Raw genomic sequence first — 26,093 nt, 5'->3', positions numbered from 1 at the left:
TAAATCGCTTATAATATGGGCGATATATTGCACGTGGACATCGTCTTGCAACATTCGGAGGCGCTATGTTGCACGTGGGACTCGTCTTGCAACATTCGGGTACTCTTATTGTCACTTCTAGCCAAACGTGTCAACAACAGTACTCTTATTGCCTTTTCTAGCCAAACGTGTCAACAACGATACTCTTATTGTCACTTCTCACCAAACGTGTCAACAACGATACTCATATTGTCACTTCTCGCTAAACGTGTCAATAACGATACTCTTATTGTCACTTCTCACCAAACGTGTCAACAACGACACTCTTATTGTCACTTCTTGCCAAACGTGTCAACAATAATATCACAACAACATCATAACAACGCCCTATCTTATACTTCGTTCACAACATCACCCGACTTTTTACCTCGTTATTCAATACTTACAAATATATACATTAAAAAGGACCTTTTCGTTTGGATTCGCAAACGTAAAGGTCCTTTTTCTTATTAAATTTATTTATTCATTTTTTGTTTTTTACTTTTTCGGGATACTAAATATATAAATAAACCAAATAATAAGACAACCATTATTGCAGCTACGAAGTAAGTGTTATTTAAACCTCGCTCTTTTATTATCGCGTATAATTCTGTTTCTTCACGATCAGTTATCAAATTATATTCATTGTTTTTCTTCTTAATGTTATCTCCTACAATTAATCCAGAGAGCATTTTATTTTTTTCAATATCTTCCCCTGATATTGTTACTTTTTTAGATTTGCTTGAGTCATTAACATTAAGAATATAATCTATTGTATTTGTATCATAATAATACAACATCGTTCCTTTATCATGAGGTAATACTTTAACTGTTCCTTCAAATAATTCTTGATATTGTTTAAAAGTATTTGAAACCTTTTCTAAGTATTCTACTACTTCTTTATCCGTTCTAAAGTTCTGCAGTTGGTTGATTGTTTCTATTTTACTACCGTTTGCAGCTATTTCAGTCCCGTAATTCATCATAATTGGGCCTTTATATCCCCACATATAAGTCATTAATTGTTTTATACGTGTGCCAGGGAACATATTTTCATCAGCTGCATGTTTAGTAAACCGTTCTGTGAACCAAGTATCTGCCATTAGTACTTCATTACTTTTATTATATGTAGGTATATCAGTATTTACATTTTTAAAAGCGTCTTGCAAAGAGGTTCTCATGTTATTTGATGATAAATGTGTAAAGTTGTTAGCTTTTATACCGTCTTTATTGATAATACCGTAAGATTCAACACCTTCAGGTATAAACTCTTCTGCATCTATACCATCTTGAACAATATTCATAGATACCCCATCAACTTGATATTCTTCAACAAAAGATTCTACTTTTGCTTTATACAGTCCTTGGTTTTCAGGATCTTTTAAATCTATAAATTTATCATCTTTGAAATATGATTTTTGTATATTATTTAAATCGCCATCAATAGATTTATTGAATTCTGACGTATAAGTAACAGGCATGTCTACTACAATTTCCATATCTTTTTGATGTATTTTATCGATTAGTGATTTAAAGGCTTTCTCCCCACCTAACACTTTATCAATACCATCATAGTTCTTTACTTTATAACCTAAAAAGTCATTTTTATCGTGTTCAAATACTGGCGATATATGTATCGTATTAAATCCCATATCATGTATATATTCTAGTTTAGACGATATTCCTTGAAAGTCTCCACCTAAAGGAAGATCGTTAGATTTATCATTATTTTTTATCATTTTATTATTCTCATTGTTGCCGTTCATAAATCTATCTACGACTAAACTATATATTCTAGGATATTTTACATCTTCATATTCTTCTTCTTCAGCAAAAACATATCCACTAAAAATTGGCGCCATTAACATGACACTTAAAACTAACTTTGTCCATTTTTTCATATACTCAACCCTCTTTATTACCCAATTATCTCTATTATACTAAAACGTTTACTTTACTGATAGCCCATCATGAAATTGTCATAAAAAAAGATTGCTAGTAACTAGCAATCTTTTAAATAAAATTATCCGAAATGTAATACGCCCATTGGTAAGTAACTACCAAGTAGAATTGTAAGTACCATAGCGATAATTGTGGCTATTAAGAAACCTTGACTGTTTTTGTTCTTTTTCTTTTTAGCAATAGTCATTTCGATTAAGCCAATTACGATAAGTCCTAATAATAATTTAATACCGTATAGCATGCCGTCGATACCCATAGCTTGAATAAATAATACAACACCAGAAACAAGTGTAAATACCATAAACAATCTTAAGACCATATGAACTGGTTTATTTGTAACTTTAACATAGACTACGAAGAATAAAATAATTGTTACTAACCAACTAAAAATATGGAAATGTGTCAATTTAAGTTCCCCCTAAATATTAATATTTCTATTCCAATAAGCATTATAACATAGGAACTAAAAGAAACATCTAAAATTTAGCGTCCTTATTTAAATTTCACTTATAATTCACATTTTATACAAAATTAAATTTCATGAAATTCGAATTTAACAAAAATCTTTAAAATTTCGATTACCATTATAAATAATAAGAGCCTGAGACATTAATTATGTCCCAGACTCTATGCCAGTATTTATAAATTATTTTTCGCTTATAAATGTTGTTAAAGTACCGATACCATCAATCGTTACTTTTACTTCATCACCTGGTTGTAAGAATTGTGGCGGATTCATACCAGCGCCAACACCTGCTGGCGTTCCTGTAGCAATAATGTCTCCAGGATGTAACGCAACATATTTAGAAATTTCTGCGATTAATTCGTCAATTTTTAAAATCATTTCGTTTGTATTGCCATCTTGTCTAATTTCATTATTTACTTTCGTAACAATGTTTACGTCTTCTGGCATTGGTAACTCATCTTTAGTTACGATATATGGACCCATTGGGCAACCGCCTGTTAATGATTTAGATAAGAATGCTTGATCGTGTTCTTTTTGAGCTTTTCTATCAGTAATATCATTAATAATCGTATAACCATATACGTAGTCTAATGCTAAACCGCGTGGTATTTTTTCTCCTGATTTACCTATTACAACTCCTAGTTCACCTTCGTAATCTAATTTTTCTGTTACATCTTGGTGATTTGGAATTGTTGCATTATCACCAGTTAATGATGATGCTGCTTTAGTAAATACATATAATCTATTTACTTCATTATTTAATTCTTCAGCGTGTTTTTTGTAATTACGTCCGAAAGCAATCACATTATTTGTTGGCGTAACGGGTGGTAAAAACTCAATGTCTTCAAAGCTATATTTATAATCGGCTTTTTGAGCAGTTTCTTCTACATTAACTACAGCTTTTCTTACCGCTTCTTGAAAATCAACATTAACATTTTCTTGTAAGCCTTCTAATAATGTTTTTGGATTAAATTTTTCTTCTCCAAAGTCTTGGAACACCTTGCGTAAATCCCATACTGCATCTTCTCTTTTTACTTTAACACCATATGAAGTAATATCGTTATATTTAAAAGTTAAAAATTTCATCCACTCTGTCAGCTCCTTCTTGTTCTTGTGACCCATTATACCGAATTTTTTGATAAATCGCATTATTTTCAAACTATTATTTTAAATATGTTACTTTTCTCCATACTTTTTCAATTGGTCCTTGCTTGAATTTTTTTAAATAAAAATAACTTGCAACCAATTGTACAGCGAATATAGCTAGTGCAATCAGATAAATTGTAGATACTGATAATTTACCGTATAAACTAAAACCAATGCCGTAAAATATAAACATACAAATAATACTTTGTGTAATATAAGTTGTTAAACTTAATTTACCTATATTTTGAAGTGGTGATAATATTTTTCGAACTGTTTTATCTTCACACAATAATACGAAGAAGATAATATAACTCAATGCTACAATCGGTCCACCTAACATTTGACTGATTAATTGTGAAATCGTTGAACCAGCAAGCATAATTTGAATCATTTTAACACATAGTCCTAAAATAAATACCACTATTCCTACGATAATATAGAGATTTTTATGTTGTGTAATTTTGTTAAACCAATTACTCTTATGTGCATAAATACCAAATAGCATTATAGGTAAAATACTAAAAGGTCCTACTAAAATAACATTTAAAATATTCATACCAAAATATTTTAAATTAAATCCCATAATTGATAAATAATCACTACTTATTAATATGTTATTTACACGTTCTAATTCTTGTAAACCAACAAAATTTTCTAGTTCTGCAACATCTTGCAATAACACCATAGGTAAGATATACAATAGCGCAAGTATGCCAAAACCTATTGATAATCCTACTAATGAATAACTTGGTTTTAGTCTAACAAATATAATCGCTATAAAACCAAGTAAAGCATATGTTGCGAGTATGTCTCCATAGAATAGAAAAATACCATGAATAACACCTAGCAACAGTAAGAATAGTAATCTTCTTATAATCATTGGATAATAATCAATATTTCTTTTTATACTATTATCGTACATAATTGATAAACCATATCCAAATAAAAACGCAAATATTGGATAAAATGAAGCAATAATAAATAATGAACTTACTTTAAACAAAGCACCGTCTTGATGTTGGAAAAACTCAAATGGATTAATCACTTGATAAGGATATGCAAATGTTAAAATGTTCATTAATATAATCCCTAGTAAGCTAAAACCTCTCAACGCATCTATACTAAATATTCTTTCTTTCGCCATTAATTGCTCTCCTTGATGTGTTTCGTACCATATTGGAAGAAATATAAATATCCTTCAACAGGTTGTTGTAAAATTGTTTCTAATGTTTTTTTATAGTATTGCATTTGTACTTCATATTTCTTCATCATTGTTTCTGCTACTTCTTCTTTAGTTTTTCCTCGACGTACAATAAATGCATCTGTCTTATAGTCTATAAATGAAACTTTCCCATCTTTGATAAAAATACAGTCTATCATCCCTTGGATAATTGGTTTATTATCATCTTGTTTAATATTTAACTTAACATCTTGATCAATATCATTTTGGCCAACTACAAATGGTACTTCTCTTATAACTTTATCTGCATCTACTAAACATTCATATAAATTGGAATGTGTAAATGCATGAACAAGATCTAACCTTAAATCACCGATCGCATCTTCTGGTAGCACTCCTTGATCAATTAATGATTGTACAAATGGTTTTATTTCATCCTCTTTTAAACCACCTTTTTGAAGTGGAAGATGTTGCATTACTGCATGCATTAATGTACCAATTTCAGCACTATCCCGTTTTTCTTTTGATAAGAATTTAGGTCGATCATAAGACCTAACACCAACTTGATATTGTCTTACAATTTGATAGTCGGTCCCCGCTTCCTCTGTTTCTTTTTGACGCTTTATTTCAGAAACTGACTGTTTAGCGGCAATATTTAATAAATCTTTATTTGGATATTCATAACTAATTTGTTCTAATATTTGGTCCTTCTTATCTGAAGGTCTATAGTTTAATAAGTTTTCTAATGTTGGTTTATCTTCATCTGCGATATCTTCGTCTACATTTTCTTCTTCTTTAATGATGTTTATATTAAATTTTTCACTTTGATCAGTTGTAAATGGAATAGCATTAGATAGGCCTTTTTGTTTTGACTTTGCTAGTATTGTACCAATTAGATCAAAGGGAGATTTAGCGCTCATTCTGAAGCCAGGGTCCAACATACCATGTTGGTTCGCTTGAATAAGACCTAACTTATCTATTGCTTCTTCATTTTTAACGCGACCAATTAAATATAGACCTTCTTTCGCTCTAGTTAATGCAACATAAATTAATCTCATTTCTTCTGAAATCATTTCAGTTTCATTAATGTTTTTGAAAATAATCGAAGCAAGTGATGGATAGATTATTTCGTTCTCAACATCATAGTAATTTAACGCCATACCATATCGATTGTTTAATATAACGGGCTTACTTAAGTCTTTACGATTAAACTCTCTTTTCGTACCTGAATAAATAACAAATGGAAATTCTAACCCTTTACTACTATGAATTGTCATCATCCTTACAACATCATCGTTAGGACCGATAACACTCTCTTGGCCAAAATCTTGTCCACGTTCAATTAGTTCATCAATAAAACGAATAAATTGGAATATCCCTCTAAGACTTGAAGCTTCAAATTGTACCGCTTTATTTAGTAAACCGTATAAGTTCTGTCTACGCTGAACTCCACCTGTTAGACCACTATAATATGCTATCAAATAATAATCGTTATATAACTGATCTAATAATTGCCACACAGGTATAGACTTACTTAACGTTTGGTAACCTTTAAGCTGAGATAAAAATTGATTGAGTTTTTCTACAAGTTGCTCGTCTGCTTCTGGGTGCTTAACATACTGATGTATAGAATCTAGATAATAGACTTCTTGTGGTGCTTTATTTCTTATTTCTGCTAATTCATCTTCTTTAAATTGAAAAGCAACAGAACGCATAAGTCCGACTAAATATTTATCTTGTAACGGGTTATCGATAACTCTTAAGAACGAAAGCATTAATCTAACTTCATTTTGTTCAAAATAACCTTCTTTAGTTTGAACATAAAATGGAACATTAGCGTCTTTAAACACTTGTTGTAAATGCATAGCATTTCCGTAACCACGTTCTAAAATGACGATGTCTTTATAAGTTGCAGGTCTATATTCTTTCGTTTTCCTATCATATACGCTTTTATTTTCCAGTATATATTGGACTTTTTCTACTACATGTTTAGCTTCAATTAAATTATTATCTGTTTCTTCAAAGGATTCTTCAACTAAAATATCCATTTCTAATGGTGTTTCTTGCTCGTCATAATCTGCACCATAATAAAGTTTAGCTTCATCGTTATATTCTATTTCCCCAACTTCTTCGTCCATCATATGAGAGAAGATAAAATTGGTATTATCTAACACTTCTCTTCTAGACCTAAAGTTTTTAGATAAATCTATAACTTTTCCAGTTTCATTTCCATCAGAATTGAAGCGTTTATATTTTTCTATAAACAACTCAGGTTCTGCTTGTCTGAATTTATAAATTGATTGTTTAACGTCACCAACCATAAATAAATTACCATTGGATTCGTCACCTGTTTTTATACAATTAATGATAGCTTCTTGTACTCTATTCGTGTCTTGATATTCATCGACAAGTATTTCCTCGAAATGTTCTCTGTATTGTAGAGCTATTTCAGAAGGTTCTCCATCTTCATTTGTTAAAATATCTAACGCTAAATGTTCATAATCTGAAAAATCTATAATACGTTTATTTTGTTTCAGTTTTCTAAAGTATCGAATAATATCTTTAGTCACTTCAGCAAGTATTTCAACACGAGGTGCGATACTTTGCATATCTTGGATTAAATAATCTCTTTCTCGACTTAAATAGTTATTGTTCAAGTCGTTTAACTCATTAATATATTTTTTATGATAATCTTTCCCTAATTCAAGTAGTTGTTCGTCGCCTTCATTTTCCTTTTTAACTTTGCTAGAGTTCATAGGTATTTTTTTCTTTTTCAAATCGTTGCTAATACTCTCTAATGATTTCGTACCTTCGATTACTTCATCAATCCACACACGCTCTCCTTCAAGATATGTCATGTGCGCATCAACAGCATTTAAATTTTGATAACAATCTATAGATTGATATAGAACATTTTTAGCACTGTTTAATTTCCTTTTTATCATTTCATCCATCATTTGAAAGTATAAATGATCTTTATTTAAGTTGTAATATGGTTCATCTAATGAAGCTAACCATTCAAATGGTTTAGCATGCGCAATGCTAAATCGATATAAACTTTTCACAATTGTTCGCAGTTGGTCGTCTGAACGGTCATTCGATAAATGTTCAACTAAATCTATAAATGATTGTTCATTTTTTTCATAATAACTTTCTAATACATCATCAATCGCTTGTTCTAAAAGCACTATTCCTTCAACTTCGTTAGCTGTTCTAAAGTTTGGATCAATATCAATCTCATCATAATGAGCTTTAATAAGAGATAAACAAAAGCTGTGAAGTGTCGATATTTGTGCTTGGTGAATTTTAATTCTTTGTGATTTTAAATGCTCATCTTCTGGATGTTTAGTACTTTCTTTTTGAATAGCGGCATTTACTCTCGCTTTCATTTCTCTAGCACTTGCGTTTGTAAAAGTAACGACTAACAACCTATTAACATCTTGTTTATTACGCATGATTTTTTGAATGATGCGTTCCACAAGTACAGCTGTCTTACCGCTTCCGGCTGCAGCGGCTACAAGTATATCTTGACCTTCAGAGTATATTGCATTCCATTGATCATCAGTCCATTGTGCATCATGTGGCTTTTTTGGAATAGATATCATTCGTCTTCTTCCTCCTCTCTTAACATATTTATAAGTTCATCTTTACTTAAAGTATGATCAATTCTTCTATATTGATGTGCGTCCGTAATAGGATCGATATGACAAACTGACTTAAATTCACAGAATCTACAAGGTAGTTCTCCTCTATATTCAATCGGAGCTACTTCTGTGTGCCCATCCATAATCTGTGAGGCAGTTTCTACGAAGTTAGATCTATTTTTATTAATTAATTTATAGAACAGTTCTTCGTCTAGCGCTTTACTATTTTTATTTAAGTCGCCATCTTTTTTCTTAGTAACTGGTATCATATCTGATTTAAGTTCGTCTAATAGCTTACTGTCTAGCGCATCTACAACTTCTGGATTTCTATTAACATAACCATCCATTTTGAATTTTTCTAATGTTTGTTTGTTAACATCTGTTAATTCAGGTATTTCACCCCAGTTTGTAGCTTTAAGTCTAGGTTCGTGTACATGGAAATAAAGTAGCGCTCCAGGTGAAACATTTTCGCTTAAGTTTAGAAGTTCTTTATTTTGCAATACTACGTCCAAATAAGTAAACATTTGCATTTGTTTACCATACAATACTTTAGTTAAATCAAGGCTTGTTTCAGAGGATTTGTAATCAATAATTGAAACATAATCACGTTCTCTACTCTTGAATACATCTAGTCTGTCAATTTGCCCTCTTATTTGAATTGGAATATTTCTATTAGTTTTTAAAGGCGTAGTCTTCAGTTCGTGTTTAGAAGTCGCACCAAAATTAAGTTCAAACTGATATGCTCTAAATTTAGAGTTACTTGTTTGATACTTCATCGCCTCAAGTGTTGATTTAAGGATATTTTGAATTCTCAATTTCAAATAACGATAGTGAGCTGTTCGATGTAAAACATCAAACTGAATTTTTGGTAAGCTCTCATCAATTGCTTCATTGATTAATTTCGTCATCGCTTGTGCAGATAATTTACTAAAATCGCCATTAACTTCGTCAGAAATGTATTTCAATGTTTGGTGGAAAATATTCCCGATATCTACACTTTGTATTTGATATTTAGATCGCTCGTTCAATCTTAAACCATGCAGAACAAAATGTTGGAATGGACAATTATTGTAAGATTCGAATCTAGAAACACTTGCGTTAATTTTTTCGCCATATAATGACTCTGAAACTTCAGTATTGAGCTGAACAGAATCGTTCTTATAAGTTAATGCTGAAGTTAGATATTCTATTGTTGAATCTAGATGATGCATTTCTTGTACAGCTTTAAAAGCATCTAGCCAAATATCGTTTACTATTTCATCATTCAAATAATCGTTTAAGTGTTGGAATATATGAATTTGACTTTGGTGTTCATGTTCCATTAACTGTATAGGTTCTATTTCGACACTCGCTTTGAGTGATTCTACTTCTAAGTCTGTAAACAGTGATTGAATCGTATTAAGAAACGGACTCTTGTCTCTTACTTCGCCACCATCTGACATTAAACTATATGTAAAGACGACATTACGCTTTGCTCTCGTCATTGCAATATAACAAACAAATGCTTCATCCATTTGTAAAATGTCACTTGTTGGGCTTAATTCTAATCCACTTGTTTCTGCTAAAGCTTTCTTCTCATCGTCAGTCAACAACATAACTTGATTTGAAACTGCTGGTAATACACCATCATTCATGCCTAGTAAAAACACAGTATCGCTATTATCTACTTTGGCTAAGTCCATATTACCTACTGTCACTTCATCTAGTGTTTGAGGAACCATTGAGAAGTTTAATTCATCTAGACCTCTATCTAATATTTCAATGAATTCATTTAGAGATAATGACACATCGCCTAACACTTCTACAATATCATCAAATATTCTTATAGTACCTTGCCAAACTTGGTCTATTTGTTCAGCTTCTTCAAAATGCTGTTTAAGTTCTAATTCATCTCTCATTGTCATAAGATGTGTTGGTAACTCAAATTGTTCAAGCACTTCATACAATCTCATTGTAAAAGCTTCTACCGTTTCACTTTCTTTAAGCGTTTGATTTAATGTTTCAATTTGTTTTACAACATATTCTTTTAAATGAATAACACGTTTAATCGTTTCTTTATCTTCTTCTGAATATGTCGCGCCATCTTTTTTTAAAGTTTTTTTACCTAATTTTTCAAAAGATTCAACTGTGAAAAATTCAGGACTAGTCCATCTTTTTCCTGAAATTCCTCGTTCAAAAGCATAGTTTTCCAGTATATCAATTAAATATGAGTCGTCAGATATATGACTTGTTAAAATGCCAGTCTTCAACATTCTCATCACAGGTTCAAATTGCCAACCACTTTGAATCACTTCTAACATTGATCTTAAACATTCTATAAATGGGTGATAAGCCATTTTCTTTTTAGCATCATGATTATATGCGATATCAAAATGAGGCAATACTGTTTCAATGAGTTGTTCATAACTAGGATCACGATAAAGGATAGCTATATCTTTGAAAGACACACCTTCTTCTCTCGTCTTTCTCAAAATTTCTCTTGCTACATATTGTACTTCATCACGCATATTAGAAGCTTCAATAATTTTTAAATTACCGTTATCAATTTGATTTGGTAATGTTGCATCAAATTGATTTTCTAAATGTCTTAAATCTCTTTCTTCACTAAAACGTTCTTGTGTTGTGAAATGTTTGTTCTGAATCTTTATATTTAAATCTTTAGCGATGTCTTCAATATGACTAAGTGTTTCTGATGTCTTTCTGAATAAGCTAAATGGATCTTTATCCCCATCTGTTGTGAGGCCAATTGTTACTGAACGACTATGTTTCACAAGTGCTTCAATAACTCTATATTCTAATGTTGAAAAGTTATGAAATCCATCTATATAAATATCAGCATGCTTAATATAATTTGAATCTGGGATTTTATTTATAAGTTTGTATAATACATCTTCAGCTTGAACGTAACGACCATCTAATTGTTCTTCTAATGCTTTATATATTGTTTTAATATCGCTTAATTTATCTTGCATTCTCTTAGGAATACTTTTTTCATTTTCAATATAAGATTCTATATCTTCTGGCTGAACATTATATTTTTTAAAGTCTTTAATTTCATTCATCATTTTATGACTAAAGCCATAATGTTGAATGGTTGATTGATATAAGTTCAGTTGCTTTTTATTCTTATGTAATAAGTGATAAGTCAGCATTGCTAACGCTTCGTCGGAAATTTGCTGTTCAATTAACCCGCCTTCTTCACTTAATACTCTCCAACTTAATCTTTCAAAACCAAATACAGAAGTTCGTATACTCCCTTTTAATTGCGGGTTTCGAACGAATGCTTGTTCATACTGAAAAGTGTTTTGCGTAGGTGTTAAAAAGATAATGTCATCGCCTAATGGATCTTGTATCATTGCATCAGTCATCTGTTTTATCATCTGATGTGTTTTCCCGGTACCACTTCGGCCAGTCCATACATTAAGTTGCATTTATTCGACCTCCCTCGTTTAATCTAATAGTTATATTTTAACATAAAAATAACACCTTACTTAGTTTGAGATATACTTCAAAAGTTAAAATCTAATTCTAACTTTTGTATCGTATTTTCTAAGTAAGGTGTATATATTAAAATTTAGTCTGTTGCAGGATCAAAATTGTAATGGAATTGATTTAGTGGCCAGAATCTCAATGATACTTCACCAATAATTACGTCATCATCAATAAGTCCAAATGAACGACCATCTTTACTTACTTCACGGTTATCCCCTAAAACGAGATATTTGCCCTTAGGTATTTCTTTAGCACCGTTAGAATTAACAAGGTCTTTTACTTCAAAGTTTTCAGTTAATAAATCTCGTGATTTATTTTCTTTGTTTTCTTTTAAGTATTCTTCTGGAACTTTCTTGTCATTTACATATAATTGATCATTATTATATTTTACAGTATCGCCTGGTTTACCGATAACTCTTTTAACGTAATCATCGTTCGCATTCGCATGGAATACTATCACGTCACCGTTATCAATATCGCTTACTTTGTACCCTATTCTATTAACAATTACTTTTTCACCGTTCTTTAATGTTGGATACATCGAGTCACCAGAAACTGTGTATGTTGTGAATAAAAACTTTTGTATAAGTAATACTACTACAACAGCGACGACTATCGCCACAGCCCACTCAAATAATTCTTTTTTCAAAAATGCCACCTCATTATCGTTATTTATCGAAATTTGTATCTATACGGTCAAATGGATAATATCTTAAATTGACCTTTCCAACAATATCTTTCTCATATACAAAGCCTATTTCTCTTGAATCTCTACTATTATTACGATTATCTCCTAAGACTAAATATTCATCATTAGGAATAACATCACTCTTAGAACCTTGTATTGTTCTAGTATTGAAATTTGGTGTCTTTTCACCATCTTTTAGGTAACTTTCATTTACTTGAGTACCATTAATATACAGTTTATTATTTTTCATTTCAACAGTATCACCTGGTAAACCAATAACTCGTTTTATGTAATCTTCATTTTTATTAGCATGGAAAACAATCACATCACCGTTATCAATTTGTCCAATGTTCTTAACAAGCTTATTTACGATAACACGTTCTTTATCGTAAAATGTTGGTTCCATCGATTCACCGTTCACGACATAACCAACAAATAAAAACGCTCTAACTAAAAATAATAGTGCAAACGCAATTATAATCGCAATCAACCATTCATATATCTTTCTCATAATTAACTCCTATTGTCTAGACGACTATCAAAGTATTTTTCGAGCCATTTTCCTACTAACCATAGCACAAAGATAATCACGAATACTATTATACTCTTTTTAGGACTTGCAAAAAAGGAATTTATATCTGCACCGATAAAACTTAACGTAAAAATCATAATTGCTTTCGACAAAATAAGCGCTAATAAATATACTTGTTTACTAATATTAGAAAAGGCACTAACCATGTTTACTAATGCACCTGGTGTAAACGGAAAGCATAGTAATATAAACAAAGGACCAAATCCGTGATTATCGATCCATTTTATAAATTTTACGACTTTTTTATGCTCGATTACCTTTTTCATAAATTTCTTTTTAGAAATTAACCTTAATATTAAGAATACAAAATAACTACCAGTAACAGTGCCCGCCCATGAAATGAGAAACCCGACTAACAACCCATATGCATTAACATTTGCAATAACAAATAAAATAATAGGTAAAAATGGGATAAACGCCTCTATAAAAGGTAGTAAAAAAGCTATAAATATACCGAATGACTTAAATGTTTCAATTAATCCCGTAATATTTTCCTCATTAAACCAATTTATAATATCTTGAAATATCATTTAACGCAACTTCTTTCTGAAAATTTATATTAATTATACTCATAATTTCGTATTTATTAAAGTAAATTGGCATCATACAAAAGTCGTAGGTATGCGATTCAGTAGAAATGATACTTTGTTTATGATTTGGAGAGGTTTTACGTTTGCAGTTCTATAATTTTTATTTATCGACCTGTATTTTGTATTTGCGGTTCGTTAATTTTATTTTATCAGACCGCATCTTCATCAACGTATTTACTATTCTTATAGTTACCAATTCTTTTAAACTTTTTATATAATATGCGTTTGATTGCGCTATTTGATACACCAGTCCATTTCTCTGCTTCGTTTATTGAAAATGGTTCTCCTTTTAATAAATATAATTCTTTTAAAGATTGAAGAACAATTGAATATCTTGAAGAGATAGTTCCGCATTCTTTACATTTTACATACTTTCGAACGTTAAAAATTTCTGATGGTTCTATTATCTTATTACAGCTAATACATTTGAGCCCACCAATAACTTTCGAGAATTCAACCTTTTCAAAATATAAATAACTTGTAATGAATGGTTGATGTAATGATTTTAACTTTTTGCATATCCATACATTTTCATCATATTTAAAGTTTGCGCCAAACATATCCTTCAGTTTATGTAATTCACTATAAAGCAATATATTTATTCGTGATCTTAAGTCTCCATATAAAGTGAATGTTGGATTAATAAAGACAATATAACTTATAACTTTTCTGTCGATTTTATATTTCTTTACTATTCTTTTTAATGTTTCATCAGATACTTCAAATTGATGAATTAAATCTTTTGCTACGTAACCAGTGCTTCTGAATAATTTACCATTTTCATAATAGTAATCCCCAGTATAATTTTTAATTTCAAATTGAATAATTGCTTCATCTGTAACCACTATAAAATCTAGCTGAACTTGATTATAATTTTTAAATTGTAAATCATGCAACCATGTCTCAGATTTTTGCTCATTTAATATCTCGCTAAATTCCTTTTCTCCTATATAACCTTGTTTCCAAATTGCATATAACTCTTCTAGTTGATCAGGTATTTTATCTATTCTTCCTCTCAAAGCATCTACATAATTAATAATTAAGGGCTTTTGCAAATTCATAAAAAATACACCTCATTTTTTCAATTTTTGCATTAAGAAAATAAAAAAAGCCCTCCGAATAAAATTCGGGGGCTTTTTTCACGATTCTTCATCATATTATAATCTGTCTTCTAAATCTTTTTTAAGATCTTCATATCCAGGTTTTCCTAATAGAGCGAACATATTTTGTTTATATGCTTCAACACCTGGTTGGTTGAATGGATTAACACCTAATAAGTACCCGCTCATCGCACATGCTAATTCGAAGAAGTATACAACATAACCGAATGTATATGCATCTAATTGCGGAACATTTACGACTAAGTTAGGTACCCCACCGTCAGTATGTGCTAATAGTGTACCTTGGAAAGCTTTAGTATTAACATAATCGACTGTTTCACCAGCTAAGAAGTTAAGGCCATCTAAGTCGTCTTTATCTTCTTCAATTGTAATATCATGTTTAGGTTTATCTACTTTTACTACAGTTTCAAATAGGAAGCGACGCCCTTCTTGAACATATTGTCCTAAAGAGTGTAAATCAGAAGTGAAGTTTGCACTTGAAGGATAAATACCTTTGAAATCTTTACCTTCAGATTCGCCGAATAATTGTTTCCACCATTCGCTGAAGTATTGTAATGCAGGTTCATAGTTGATTAACATTTCTGTTGTATAACCTTTTGCATATAAAATATTTCGTATAGCAGCGTATTGATATGCAATGTTTTCATTTAAATCAGAAGATGATAAGTCTTCTCTAGCTGCACTCGCGCCATTCATCATTTCTTGAATGTCTATACCACTCGCAGCAATCGGTAATAAACCAACAGCTGTTAATACAGAATATCTACCGCCAACATCGTCAGGAACAACAAATGTTTCGTAACCTTCACCAGTAGCTAAATCTTTCAATGCACCTTTAGATTTATCAGTTGTTGCAAAGATGCGTTCTTTAGCTTCATCTTTACCGTATTTCTCTTCAAGAAGCTTCTTGAAAATTCTAAATGCTACAGCTGGTTCAGTCGTTGTACCTGATTTAGAAATAACATTTACTGAGAAATCTTTTCCATCTAAGTATTGAATTAAATCATGTACATAAGAAGATGATAAATGATGACCAACGAAAATTATTTGTGGGTTTTCACCTTTTTCATAATTAGCAAATGTAGAATTCAACATTTCTACAGCAGCTCTTGCACCTAAATACGAACCGCCAATACCAATGACTAACAATACATCTGATTGCTCTTTAATACGTTTAGAAGCTTTAAGAATTCTATCAAATTCTTCTTTGTCATAATCGACTGGTAAGTCAACCCAACCTAAAAAGTCACTACCTGCACCAGTTTTATCATGTATAACATGATGTATATTTTTTACTGCTTCGTGCGTTTGCTCAAGTTCATGTTCACCGAAAAATGCTAACGCTTTTTTATAATCAAATTGAATATGTGTCATAATATCCTCCTATTTGTCTTATGAATAACAACAATTCTATTTTACTCTAGTTTTCATACGCTTTCAATGGAAATGCAACACTACACTTATTTATGCATAATTATTTAATATTACTATTGAAAATACATTTTTTATGTGGTAGTGTATACACAACGATTAAATATACAAGATATTAAATATTAATACAAAGAGAGGTTTTCAATTATGTCGAAAAAAGTTGTTTTAGCTTATTCAGGTGGTTTAGATACAAGTGTTGCAGTTAAGTGGTTAATCGAGAAAGGTTATACAATCGTTGCATGTTGCTTAGATGTTGGTGAAGGTAAAGATCTAGCACTTGTTCAACAAAAAGCTTTAGATATGGGTGCTGAACAATCTTATGTGATTGATGCTACTAAAGAATTCAGTGAAGATTTCGTTGGTTATGCAATTAAAGGTAATACTATGTATGAAGGCAGTTATCCGCTCGTCTCTGCTTTAAGTAGACCGTTAATCTCAAAAAAACTTGTTGAAATTGCGTTAAAAGAAGATGCAATGGCAATCGCACATGGTTGTACTGGTAAAGGTAACGACCAAGTACGTTTTGAAGTAGCTATTAAAGCTTTAGCGCCACACATTAAAGTTTTAGCGCCTGTTCGTGAATGGTCATGGAGTCGTGAAGAAGAAATTGATTATGCAAAAAAACATAACATACCTATTCCAATTAATTTAGATTCACCATACTCTATAGACCAAAACTTATGGGGACGTAGTAATGAATGTGGTATTTTAGAAGATCCTTTCGCTACACCACCAGAAGATGCATACGATTTAACGAACCCAATTGAAAATACACCAGATACAGCTGAAGAAATGGAAATTGTATTTGAAAATGGTCTTCCAATTTCTATTAATAATCAAGTATATCCATTAGATGAATTAATATTAAAATTAAATCACATAGCTGGTTTACATGGTATTGGTCGTATAGATCATGTTGAAAATCGTCTTGTAGGTATTAAATCTCGTGAAGTATATGAAACACCTGGTGCAAAAGTAATCATGGAAGCTCATAAAGCTTTAGAAACAATTACTTTAACTAAAGATGTTGCACACTTTAAACCAGTTATTGAAAAACAATTAGCTGAACAAATATATAACGGTTTATGGTTCTCACCTTTAACAGAAAGTTTGAAACAATTTATTGATTCAACTCAAACTCAAGTTACAGGTACTGTTCGTGTTAAATTATTTAAAGGAAATGTTATCGTCAATGGACGTAAATCACCTTATAGTTTATATAATGAAGAACTTGCTACTTATACTAAAGAAGATGCATTTAACCAAGAAGCTGCAGTTGGCTTCATAGAAATCTTTGGTTTACCAACTAAAGTAAATGCATTATTAGAAACAGAGGGTGTTTTAAAATGATAAAAAAAGCTTGGGGAGGAAGATTCGAATCTAATCCCGAATCATGGGTAGATGCATTCAATGCATCTATCCATTTTGATAAAAATTTAATTGATCAAGATATTCAAGGAAGCATTGCACATGCTACGATGCTTGCTGAACAAAATATTATTAACCAACACGAGGCTGAGCAAATTATTCAAGGATTAAAAGAAATTCAACAAGATTATTACAACGATAACCTTGAACTATCAGAATCTCTAGAAGATATTCACCTCAATATTGAACATGCACTTATTCAGAAAATCGGTCAAGTTGGTGGTAAATTGCATACAGGCAGGAGCAGAAATGATCAAGTCGCTACAGATATGCACCTTTATGCAAAACAGCATGTTCATGAAATTATTGAATTAGTCGAATCTTTACAACAAGCTATTATAAAAATCGCTGACGAACATGTAGATACTATAATGCCTGGATATACTCATTTACAAAGAGCGCAACCTATTTCATTTGCACATCATGTTATGACGTATTTTTGGATGTTAGAAAGAGATAAATCTCGTTTTAACGATAGTATTAAACGTATAGATATGAGTCCACTAGGTGCAGCAGCTTTAAGTGGCACGACACATCCTATTGATAGACATCGTACTCAAGAGTTATTAGGCTTCGATAATCTATACGAAAACAGCTTAGATGCTGTAAGCGATAGAGATTACATCGTAGAAACACTACATAATATTTCTTTAACGATGGTACATTTATCAAGATTCTCAGAAGAAATTATATTTTGGTCTAGCAGTGAAGCAAATTTCGTTACACTATCAGATAGTTTCTCTACAGGATCATCTATTATGCCACAGAAGAAAAATCCAGATATGGCAGAACTAATTAGAGGTAAAGTTGGGCGAACAACTGGGCATTTAATGAGTATGTTAATGACTTTAAAAGGTTTACCACTAGCTTATAATAAAGATATGCAAGAAGATAAAGAAGGCTTATTTGATGCCGTTCACACTATAAAAGGTTCTCTTAGAATTTTCGAAGGTATGATTTCAACAATGACTGTTAACGAAGAAAGATTACATGAAACAGTACATCAAGATTTTTCTAATGCAACTGAGTTAGCAGATTATCTAGTAGAACAAAACATACCATTTAGAGAAGCACATGAAATAGTAGGTAAAATTGTATTATGGTGTATCCAAAATAATAAATATTTATTAGATGTACCATTGGAACACTACAAATCTTACAATGACAAAATAGATAATAACGTCTACGATTACTTAAAACCTGAAAACTGTTTGAATCGTAGAAAAAGTTATGGTTCTACAGGCCAAGAAGCAGTCTATCACCAAATTAAAATAGCTAAACAGCTTTTATAGATTTAAAGTAAGACTAAGACATAAGCTTAAATTAAATAAGCATATCACTCTACTGAATCTCTCAGTAATCACAGTGATATGCTTATTTTTTATAAAATCATTTATTATTAATACAGCATGGTAAAATAAATGAGTACTCAATTAATGCGGAATCATATATTCTTTGCTCTAACGGGCTTGTTTCTGGACTCTTGCACGTTAGAATTTGTAACGATCTTGTCTATTTTGTCTTGCACGTTAGAGCAGTTGATCGTCTATATTCAGGCTGAATTCATATTGAAATTGCTGAAATTAGCGCTCTAACGGGCTTGTTTACATACTCTTGCACGTTAGCCTCTTTCAAGCCTCCCTAATCCACTACATATAAAAAAGGCTGAGACACCAATAAATGTCTCAGCCTTTTTATTTACTAATAAATTGTGGGATAAAATATTATGCCCAACCTCTATATCTAGCAGCTTCTGCCGTACGTTTAATTCCTACAATATATGCAGCTAAACGCATATCAATTTTTCTATTTTCAGAGAGATTATAAATTGTATCAAATGCTTTAATTAGTTTTTCACGTAATTTTTCGTTTACTTCTTCTTCTGTCCAATAATAACCTTGGTTATTTTGTACCCATTCGAAGTAAGAAACTGTTACGCCACCAGCACTTGCTAAAACATCAGGAACAAGTAAGATTCCACGTTCACTTAAAATTTTAGTAGCTCCCATTGTAGTTGGACCGTTAGCCGCTTCTACAATAATGTCAGCTTTGATATCATGTGCATTTTCTTCAGTGATTTGATTAGCAATCGCTGCTGGTACTAAAATATCACAATCTATTTCAAACAATTCTTTATTTGTAATTGTATCTTCAAATAAGTTTGTTACTGTACCGAAACTGTCACGACGGTCTAATAAGTAATCAATATCTAACCCTTCAGGATCATGTAATGCACCGTATGCGTCAGAAATACCGACAATTTTAGCACCTTTATCGTATAAGAATTTAGCTAAGAAACTTCCAGCATTACCGAAACCTTGGATAACAAATCTTGAGTCTTCAATAGTCTTACCACGTTTTTTAGCAGCTTGTTCAATTGCGATAACCACTCCAAGAGCAGTAGAGCGATCGCGACCTTGTGAGCCTCCTAATACGATTGGTTTACCTGTAATGAAACCTGGTGAGTTGAATTCGTCCATTTGACTATATTCATCCATCATCCAAGCCATAATTTGTGAGTTTGTAAATACGTCTGGTGCTGGGATATCTTTTGTTGGTCCAACTATTTGTGAGATGGCACGAACATATCCACGTGATAATCTTTCAACTTCGTGAATACTCATTTGTCTTGGGTCACAAACAATTCCACCTTTACCCCCGCCGTAAGGTAAATCTACAATTCCACATTTCAAAGTCATCCACATAGATAAGGCAGTCACTTCTTCAACATCAACATCTGGGTGGAAACGAACCCCACCTTTTGTTGGTCCAACTGCATCATTATGTTGTGCACGATAACCAGTAAATGTCTTAACAGACCCGTCATCCATTTTAACTGGTATACGAACTGTTAATAATCTTAGTGGTTCCTTAATTAAATCATACATGCCTTCGTCAAAACCTAATTTGTTAAGGGCATCACTAACAATTTCTTGTGTCGATGTAACTAAATTTAAATTTTCGCTCATGATCCTCTTCGCCTCTTTTTTAAATACTTTTAATCTCTAAATAATTGTAACATAATTGGTTATTTTTAAAAGGTCTTAAACCGTTTTTTGTAAACGTTATCAGTTTTTTTATTTAAAAACAGATTTCACTTGATCAATAGCCCAATCTAAATCTTCTTTATCAATGATTAAAGGTGGTGCAAAACGAATAACAGTGTCATGTGTTTCTTTACATAGTATACCTAAATCTTTTAATTTTTCACAATATGGTCTTGCATCTTCAGTTAATTCAATACCGATAAATAGACCTTTACCTCTCACTTCTTTAATGGCAGGATGATTTATACTTTCTAACTCTGACTTAAAGTAATTTCCTAATTCTAGTGAACGTTCAGATAAATTTTCATCCACGATAACATCTAAGGCTGCATTCGAAACAGCACATGCTAATGGATTTCCTCCGAATGTAGAACCGTGAGAACCAGGGTTAAATACTTCTAATACTTCTTTATCACCAAGGATACATGAAATTGGGAATACACCGCCACCAAGGGCTTTTCCTAATATATATACATCAGGTTTAACGTTATCCCAATCTGTAGCGAATAATTTACCTGTTCTACCTAATCCTGCTTGGATTTCATCAGCTATGAATAATACATTATTTTCATCACAAACTTCTCTAATTTGTTTTAAGTATCCATCTTCTGGTACGTTAATACCCGCTTCGCCTTGTATAGGCTCAACTAAGATGGCTGCAGTATTAGGTGTAATTGCTGATTTGATTTGTTCGATATCACCAAAATCAACAAGTTTAAATCCACCTAGTAATGGACCGTAACCTCTTTGATATTCTTTTTCTGAAGATAATGATACTGCAGCCATAGTACGACCATGGAAGTTTCCATTCATCGCAATTATTTCTGCTTTATTATCTTCTACCCCTTTCACATCATAAGCCCAACGTCTTGCTGCTTTTATGGCTGTTTCAACAGCCTCAGCACCTGTGTTCATTGGTAACACCATTTCTTTACCTGCTAGTTTACATATCTTTTCATACCATGGACCTAATTGATCACTATGGAATGCGCGTGATGTAAGTGTTACTCTATCTGCTTGGTCTTTTAATGCTTGTATGATTTTAGGATGACGATGACCTTGGTTTACAGCAGAATATGCTGATAACATATCTAAATAACGATTTCCTTCTGGATCTTTCACCCATATACCTTCTGCTTCTGATATAACAATTGGTAACGGTAAATAGTTTGGAGCACCAAATGTATTCGTTTGTTCAATAATTTCTTGTGATTTTGTCATATTAAAACGCCTCCTATTAAAACAGTAGAGCAAAATCGCCCTACTGTCTTTATATTTTTTTCCATCATTATTATAACATTTCTGAAGTAGTACGTCCTTGTAAGTGAAGTACTAAGTAATCAGGACCACCTGCTTTAGAGTCTGTTCCAGACATTTTAAATCCTCCAAATGGCTGGTAGCCTACAATTGCGCCTGTACAACCTCTGTTAAAGTATAAGTTACCTACTAAAAATTGACGACGTGCTTGTTCTAATTTATCTCTGTTATTTGTAATAACGCCACCTGTTAATCCGTATTCAGTATCATTAGCAAACTCAATTGCTTCATCGTAATCTTTTGCTTTACTAAATCCGACAACCGGCCCAAAAATTTCTTCTTGCATCACTCTGTCATCATGTTTCAAGTCAGCTATTACGGTAGGATGTACAAAATGACCTTTTTCTTCATCAGTAGTTCCGCCAGCAACAATGCGACCTTCTTTTTTACCGATTTCTATGTACTTTTTAATTTTATTTAATGAATTCTCATCAATAACTGGTCCCATATAATTTTCATGATCTGTCGAATCGCCAACAGTTAATTTATTTGTGCGTTCCACTACTTTATCTAATAACTCATCATAAATATCTTCTACTGCTATTACACGAGAACAAGCTGAACATTTTTGTCCTGAGAATCCAAATGCAGATTGAACGATAGAATCTGCTGCTAAATCTAAATCTCCTTCAGAATCAACGATAATAGTGTCTTTTCCACCCATTTCAGCTATAACACGTTTTAAGTGTGTTTGTCCTTTTTGAACTTTTGCAGCTCTTTCATATATAGAAACACCTACATCTCTTGAGCCTGTAAATGAAATTAAACTTGTATCTTTATGATCGATCAAATAATCACCAATTTCACTTGATGAACCAGGGATGTAGTTCACTACACCTTTTGGTAATCCAGCTTCTTCAAGAACTTCCATAAATTTATATGCAATAACAGGTGTTTTTGAAGATGGCTTTAATAATACTGTGTTACCAGTAACTACTGGCGCTACAGTTGTACCAGCCATGATAGCAAATGCGAAGTTCCATGGTGAAATAACAACACTAACACCAATTGGTAAATAATTATATTTGTTATATTCGCCGGGACGGCTTTCGACTTTTTTGCCATCTTTTAGTTCTAGCATTTGACGAGCATAGTATTCCATAAAATCGATTGCTTCAGCTGTATCAGCATCGGCTTCTTTCCAAGGTTTACCACCTTCTTTAGAAAGTAATGCAGAGAATTCATGTTTACGACGTCTTGTAATCGCAGCTGCTCTAAAAAGTACATCTGCACGAACGCTTGGATCAGTTTCTCTCCATGTTTTGAAAGCTTCTTTAGCAGCTTCCATTGCTTTTTCAGCGTGCTCTTTACTCGCTTTAGAAACTAAACCTACAGTTTCTTCAATATTTGAAGGATTATAAGAACGTGTTTTATCATCAGTAAAAATTCTTTCTCCTCCAACAATAATTGGATATTCTTTACCTAAGTAAGTTTCAACAGTTTTAAGACCTTCTAAATAAGCAGCCTTATTCTCCTCTTTCGTAAAATCAGTAAATGGTTCATGTTTGTATGGAATCATTAAAGTAAACCTCCCTATATTTATACGGGGCAGAAAAAGAAACCCCTTACATTCCTATAATGACACATTTTAATAGATTACTTCAAGTTATTTTTTTACAAATATTAGGATAGGTTTTTAGATTAAACATAAATATACAAAAAGACGATTAAAAGTTCATTTAATCGTCTTCTAAATGCTTATTTGATTGGTTGATCCACTTAGGTAACCTTTCTTTTAAAGGTAGAAACCCATATTTTTCTGTCTCTCGTATTTCATCTAATACTGAACGCTTTTCTTTCTTACGTTCTTGTCGCTTGAAATACTCATTTTCTTTAAGAGATAAACTTAATTTACCATCATTTTCAACCTTGATTACTTTAGCTTTTACAATCTGTCCGACCGATAAAAACTGGTTAAGGTTGTGAACATAATCATTCATCACTTCAGAAATATGAATGAGACCTTCCACATGATCAGGGGTTTCAACAAAGGCACCGTAAGGTTGAATGCCAGTCACTTTAACTTTCACAAATTGACCGACTTTATAATGTTTTCTCACTTTTAGAAAACCCCTTGTACTTATTATTATTAACTCTTATATCATAGCATAGTTAAATTTAATAAACCATTAATTTGATATATAATTCTGAAAATAATAGATAAGTAAATTGACGCTTGTAATCTAATCAAATTTTATTATTATACATAAAATATTCATTAATTTTTTCACACAAAAAGACCTATGAACTATTTCAATTAAAATAATTCACAGATCTTCTTATTAATACTTAATCATATTACATTTCACAGCTACTTTGTAATGCAGTTGTTTTGATGGCTATTTGTTTGCACGAATCTTTATCTAATGTTGTGTTGAAAGAAAATGCATATATGTCTTGGTTTTTGGAGCGAGTTCAGTAACATTTTCTATTTCGTATATTGATTGCATGCATACAATCATAAACTTCACTATCTTCAAGTGATTGGTTTTCAAATTCCATTGGATTCCAATCTGAGAGAAGTTGATACAATGCAATATTCACTTTGTTATTTTTTACTTTTTTTCTCCTCTTGCTCTAAATGATTCATTACTTCTTTTTCAAATGACTTCATTTTTTCTTCGTCTTTTTTTGATTTTTTGCGAAACATCATAAATACGATGAAAGCTAAAACCATAAACAATAACAACGTAGCAACAGCAGGAATATATTCTAATTTGTTATCTGGAAAATAAAGAAATTCCATCATAATCCGACCACTCCCCTAGCAATTAGATTATAACAAAGTTTAAGTCGAATAAAACGTATGTTTTATGACAATTGAATGTCGATTTATTGAATAATATCTATTGATTCAATTACAACGTCTTCAACTGGCTTATCATTAGCGCCTACTTTAACATTTGCAATATCTTCTAATACATCTTCGCCTTTAACAATTTGCCCAAATACAGTATGTTTTTGGTCTAACCATGGTGTGCCACCTTTTTCTGCATATCTATCAATGATTTCTTCTGGCCAACCACCATCTTTAAGTTGTGACAACATATTTGCTGGGACTTCATTCATTTGTACTATGAAGAATTGTGATCCATTAGTATTCGGTCCTGCATTTGCCATTGATAAAGCACCATATAGATTGAATGCTTGTAAAGAAAACTCATCTTCAAAAGCACTTCCGAAGATGCTTTCTCCGCCCATTCCTGTACCTGTAGGGTCTCCACCTTGTACCATGAAGTCATTAATTACTCTATGGAAAGTAATACCATCATAATATTTTTTCTCAGCTAAACCAATAAAGTTCTCAACAGTTTTAGGTGCAAGTTCTGGGAATAATTTAAAAGTCATATTCCCTTTAGTTGTTTTCATTTCGACTACGCGTTCACCTTCAAGTATTTCATTTGTTAATTGAGGATAGTTTGTCATTTATAATTCTCCATTCATGTTAAAATAATTACAATAGTGATATCATAACATAATTTAATAGAAAGGGGACACATACATGTTATATCAATTCCCACACAAAACCGGAAAATATATTGTAGAAATTATTGAAGAAAAAGGAGATCAACTGCTCGTAAAAGTCGTTGCTGTTCTCAAACATCCTAGACAAGGAGATTTACACAATCCAAATGAAGTAGATAATGTATTTTTCCATGAAAGAAAAGCGCTTAGTCAATACGAAAAAAGATATACGACAGCTCAATTTTTAAAAGAATATCAAGCAGATGTTCCTTCTTACATTGAATCTCTTAAAAATTCTTTGTATGAATTAGAAGAAAAAATGAAAGAACGTAATAATGCTTATAGTGAACAAGCTTTAAAATGTATCGAACAATTAAAAAAAGATTATTCTCGACAATATAAAAGTGATTTTTAAACTTTTTATAAAAGAAATTTTTAAATATTTTTACGTGTTTCTTCATATTTAAAAATAACACAAAAATTCTGAAATATTGAAACGGTAGTGTTTT

20 protein-coding genes are annotated in these 26,093 nt (G+C 31.7%); 3 read left to right on the top strand and 17 right to left on the bottom strand.

Going from position 1 to position 26,093, the window contains the following annotated elements:
• Positions 1 to 494: 494 nt before the first annotated feature.
• The 11 genes from LQ682_RS06260 to LQ682_RS06210 form a co-directional block, all read right to left on the bottom strand.
• A complete protein-coding gene (locus LQ682_RS06260; protein WP_135022309.1) occupies positions 495 to 1,916 on the bottom strand; it encodes an alpha-amylase family protein in 1,422 nt (473 codons plus the stop codon).
• A 122-nt stretch (positions 1,917 to 2,038) separates the two neighbouring features.
• Positions 2,039 to 2,383: a YisL family protein gene (locus LQ682_RS06255; RefSeq protein WP_016999939.1), complete on the bottom strand. Its 345-nt coding sequence runs from the start codon at positions 2,381 to 2,383 to the stop codon at positions 2,039 to 2,041.
• Between the two features lie 240 nt (positions 2,384 to 2,623).
• Positions 2,624 to 3,529: a fumarylacetoacetate hydrolase family protein gene (locus LQ682_RS06250; RefSeq protein ID WP_016999938.1), complete on the bottom strand. Its 906-nt coding sequence runs from the start codon at positions 3,527 to 3,529 to the stop codon at positions 2,624 to 2,626.
• Between the two features lie 76 nt (positions 3,530 to 3,605).
• Positions 3,606 to 4,733, bottom strand: a complete 1,128-nt coding sequence (locus tag LQ682_RS06245) for a DUF418 domain-containing protein (protein WP_147640929.1) — start codon at positions 4,731 to 4,733, stop codon at positions 3,606 to 3,608.
• Positions 4,733 to 8,374 carry a helicase-exonuclease AddAB subunit AddA gene (addA, locus tag LQ682_RS06240; RefSeq protein WP_147640928.1) on the bottom strand — a complete coding sequence of 1,214 codons (3,642 nt, stop codon included), beginning with the start codon at positions 8,372 to 8,374 and terminating at the stop codon, positions 4,733 to 4,735. The genes LQ682_RS06245 and addA overlap by 1 nt, the downstream gene beginning before the upstream one ends.
• A complete protein-coding gene (gene addB, locus LQ682_RS06235) occupies positions 8,371 to 11,844 on the bottom strand; it encodes a helicase-exonuclease AddAB subunit AddB (protein ID WP_064205096.1) in 3,474 nt (1,157 codons plus the stop codon). The genes addA and addB overlap by 4 nt, the downstream gene beginning before the upstream one ends.
• A gap of 143 nt (positions 11,845 to 11,987) precedes the next feature.
• A complete protein-coding gene (gene lepB / locus LQ682_RS06230; RefSeq protein ID WP_016999934.1) occupies positions 11,988 to 12,554 on the bottom strand; it encodes a signal peptidase I in 567 nt (188 codons plus the stop codon).
• Positions 12,555 to 12,573: 19 nt separating this feature from the next.
• Entirely contained in the window at positions 12,574 to 13,104 is a 531-nt protein-coding gene (gene lepB, locus LQ682_RS06225) for a signal peptidase I (RefSeq protein ID WP_082892517.1), read from the bottom strand.
• A 2-nt stretch (positions 13,105 to 13,106) separates the two neighbouring features.
• On the bottom strand, positions 13,107 to 13,715 hold the full coding sequence (locus tag LQ682_RS06220) for a TVP38/TMEM64 family protein (protein ID WP_016999932.1): 609 nt from the start codon (positions 13,713 to 13,715) through the stop codon (positions 13,107 to 13,109).
• A gap of 209 nt (positions 13,716 to 13,924) precedes the next feature.
• The gene (locus LQ682_RS06215) at positions 13,925 to 14,836 is read right to left on the bottom strand and encodes a nuclease-related domain-containing protein (protein ID WP_147640927.1); all 912 of its coding nucleotides are present in this window, start codon (positions 14,834 to 14,836) and stop codon (positions 13,925 to 13,927) included.
• A 96-nt stretch (positions 14,837 to 14,932) separates the two neighbouring features.
• Positions 14,933 to 16,270 carry a glucose-6-phosphate isomerase gene (locus LQ682_RS06210; RefSeq protein ID WP_017000061.1) on the bottom strand — a complete coding sequence of 446 codons (1,338 nt, stop codon included), beginning with the start codon at positions 16,268 to 16,270 and terminating at the stop codon, positions 14,933 to 14,935.
• Between the two features lie 204 nt (positions 16,271 to 16,474).
• Between LQ682_RS06210 and LQ682_RS06205 the strand changes: the two genes are divergently transcribed.
• A complete protein-coding gene (locus LQ682_RS06205; protein WP_017000060.1) occupies positions 16,475 to 17,677 on the top strand; it encodes an argininosuccinate synthase in 1,203 nt (400 codons plus the stop codon).
• The gene (gene argH / locus LQ682_RS06200; protein ID WP_147640926.1) at positions 17,674 to 19,047 is read left to right on the top strand and encodes an argininosuccinate lyase; all 1,374 of its coding nucleotides are present in this window, start codon (positions 17,674 to 17,676) and stop codon (positions 19,045 to 19,047) included. The genes LQ682_RS06205 and argH overlap by 4 nt, the downstream gene beginning before the upstream one ends.
• Before the next feature lie 432 nt (positions 19,048 to 19,479).
• Here the strand turns inward: argH and LQ682_RS06195 are convergent, their stop codons facing one another.
• From LQ682_RS06195 to LQ682_RS06170, 6 genes are all read right to left on the bottom strand, one after another.
• On the bottom strand, positions 19,480 to 20,724 hold the full coding sequence (locus tag LQ682_RS06195; protein WP_017000058.1) for a Glu/Leu/Phe/Val family dehydrogenase: 1,245 nt from the start codon (positions 20,722 to 20,724) through the stop codon (positions 19,480 to 19,482).
• A gap of 108 nt (positions 20,725 to 20,832) precedes the next feature.
• Positions 20,833 to 22,023, bottom strand: coding sequence for an ornithine--oxo-acid transaminase (locus LQ682_RS06190; RefSeq protein WP_064205101.1), 1,191 nt, complete (start codon positions 22,021 to 22,023; stop codon positions 20,833 to 20,835).
• A gap of 70 nt (positions 22,024 to 22,093) precedes the next feature.
• Positions 22,094 to 23,638 (bottom strand): L-glutamate gamma-semialdehyde dehydrogenase, encoded by a 1,545-nt coding sequence (gene pruA, locus LQ682_RS06185; RefSeq protein ID WP_017000056.1) that lies wholly within the window; start codon positions 23,636 to 23,638, stop codon positions 22,094 to 22,096.
• A 160-nt stretch (positions 23,639 to 23,798) separates the two neighbouring features.
• Positions 23,799 to 24,179 carry a S1 domain-containing post-transcriptional regulator Ygs gene (gene ygs, locus LQ682_RS06180; RefSeq protein WP_017000055.1) on the bottom strand — a complete coding sequence of 127 codons (381 nt, stop codon included), beginning with the start codon at positions 24,177 to 24,179 and terminating at the stop codon, positions 23,799 to 23,801.
• A 488-nt stretch (positions 24,180 to 24,667) separates the two neighbouring features.
• Positions 24,668 to 24,868: a hypothetical protein gene (locus tag LQ682_RS06175; protein ID WP_064205102.1), complete on the bottom strand. Its 201-nt coding sequence runs from the start codon at positions 24,866 to 24,868 to the stop codon at positions 24,668 to 24,670.
• An 83-nt stretch (positions 24,869 to 24,951) separates the two neighbouring features.
• Entirely contained in the window at positions 24,952 to 25,545 is a 594-nt protein-coding gene (locus LQ682_RS06170) for a peptidylprolyl isomerase (RefSeq protein WP_017000053.1), read from the bottom strand.
• Between the two features lie 76 nt (positions 25,546 to 25,621).
• Here LQ682_RS06170 and kapB point away from each other — a divergent pair, with 76 nt between their 5' ends.
• A complete protein-coding gene (gene kapB / locus LQ682_RS06165) occupies positions 25,622 to 25,999 on the top strand; it encodes a sporulation phosphorelay system protein KapB (RefSeq protein ID WP_017000052.1) in 378 nt (125 codons plus the stop codon).
• Positions 26,000 to 26,093: the final 94 nt, after the last annotated feature.

The sequence above is a fragment of the Mammaliicoccus sp. A-M4 genome (genome assembly GCF_022386955.1).
GTDB classification, from domain to species: Bacteria; Bacillota; Bacilli; order Staphylococcales; family Staphylococcaceae; genus Mammaliicoccus; species Mammaliicoccus lentus.
Note: the sequence above shows the minus strand (reverse complement) of the source record. Positions and strands in the feature narration are given on the sequence as shown.

What these genes read in the sequence shown, in the direction of transcription:
- LQ682_RS06260 (WP_135022309.1), bottom strand. Translation starts at nt 1,916, where the DNA reads ATGAAAAAATGGACAAAGTTAGTTTTAAGTGTCATGTTAATGGCGCCA.
- LQ682_RS06250 (WP_016999938.1), bottom strand. Translation starts at nt 3,529, where the DNA reads ATGAAATTTTTAACTTTTAAATATAACGATATTACTTCATATGGTGTT.
- LQ682_RS06245 (WP_147640929.1), bottom strand. Translation starts at nt 4,733, where the DNA reads ATGGCGAAAGAAAGAATATTTAGTATAGATGCGTTGAGAGGTTTTAGC.
- addA (WP_147640928.1), bottom strand. Translation starts at nt 8,374, where the DNA reads ATGATATCTATTCCAAAAAAGCCACATGATGCACAATGGACTGATGAT.
- addB (WP_064205096.1), bottom strand. Translation starts at nt 11,844, where the DNA reads ATGCAACTTAATGTATGGACTGGCCGAAGTGGTACCGGGAAAACACAT.
- lepB (WP_082892517.1), bottom strand. Translation starts at nt 13,104, where the DNA reads ATGAGAAAGATATATGAATGGTTGATTGCGATTATAATTGCGTTTGCA.
- LQ682_RS06220 (WP_016999932.1), bottom strand. Translation starts at nt 13,715, where the DNA reads ATGATATTTCAAGATATTATAAATTGGTTTAATGAGGAAAATATTACG.
- LQ682_RS06215 (WP_147640927.1), bottom strand. Translation starts at nt 14,836, where the DNA reads ATGAATTTGCAAAAGCCCTTAATTATTAATTATGTAGATGCTTTGAGA.
- LQ682_RS06210 (WP_017000061.1), bottom strand. Translation starts at nt 16,270, where the DNA reads ATGACACATATTCAATTTGATTATAAAAAAGCGTTAGCATTTTTCGGT.
- LQ682_RS06205 (WP_017000060.1), top strand. Translation starts at nt 16,475, where the DNA reads ATGTCGAAAAAAGTTGTTTTAGCTTATTCAGGTGGTTTAGATACAAGT.
- argH (WP_147640926.1), top strand. Translation starts at nt 17,674, where the DNA reads ATGATAAAAAAAGCTTGGGGAGGAAGATTCGAATCTAATCCCGAATCA.
- LQ682_RS06195 (WP_017000058.1), bottom strand. Translation starts at nt 20,724, where the DNA reads ATGAGCGAAAATTTAAATTTAGTTACATCGACACAAGAAATTGTTAGT.
- LQ682_RS06190 (WP_064205101.1), bottom strand. Translation starts at nt 22,023, where the DNA reads ATGACAAAATCACAAGAAATTATTGAACAAACGAATACATTTGGTGCT.
- pruA (WP_017000056.1), bottom strand. Translation starts at nt 23,638, where the DNA reads ATGATTCCATACAAACATGAACCATTTACTGATTTTACGAAAGAGGAG.
- LQ682_RS06175 (WP_064205102.1), bottom strand. Translation starts at nt 24,868, where the DNA reads ATGATGGAATTTCTTTATTTTCCAGATAACAAATTAGAATATATTCCT.
- LQ682_RS06170 (WP_017000053.1), bottom strand. Translation starts at nt 25,545, where the DNA reads ATGACAAACTATCCTCAATTAACAAATGAAATACTTGAAGGTGAACGC.
- kapB (WP_017000052.1), top strand. Translation starts at nt 25,622, where the DNA reads ATGTTATATCAATTCCCACACAAAACCGGAAAATATATTGTAGAAATT.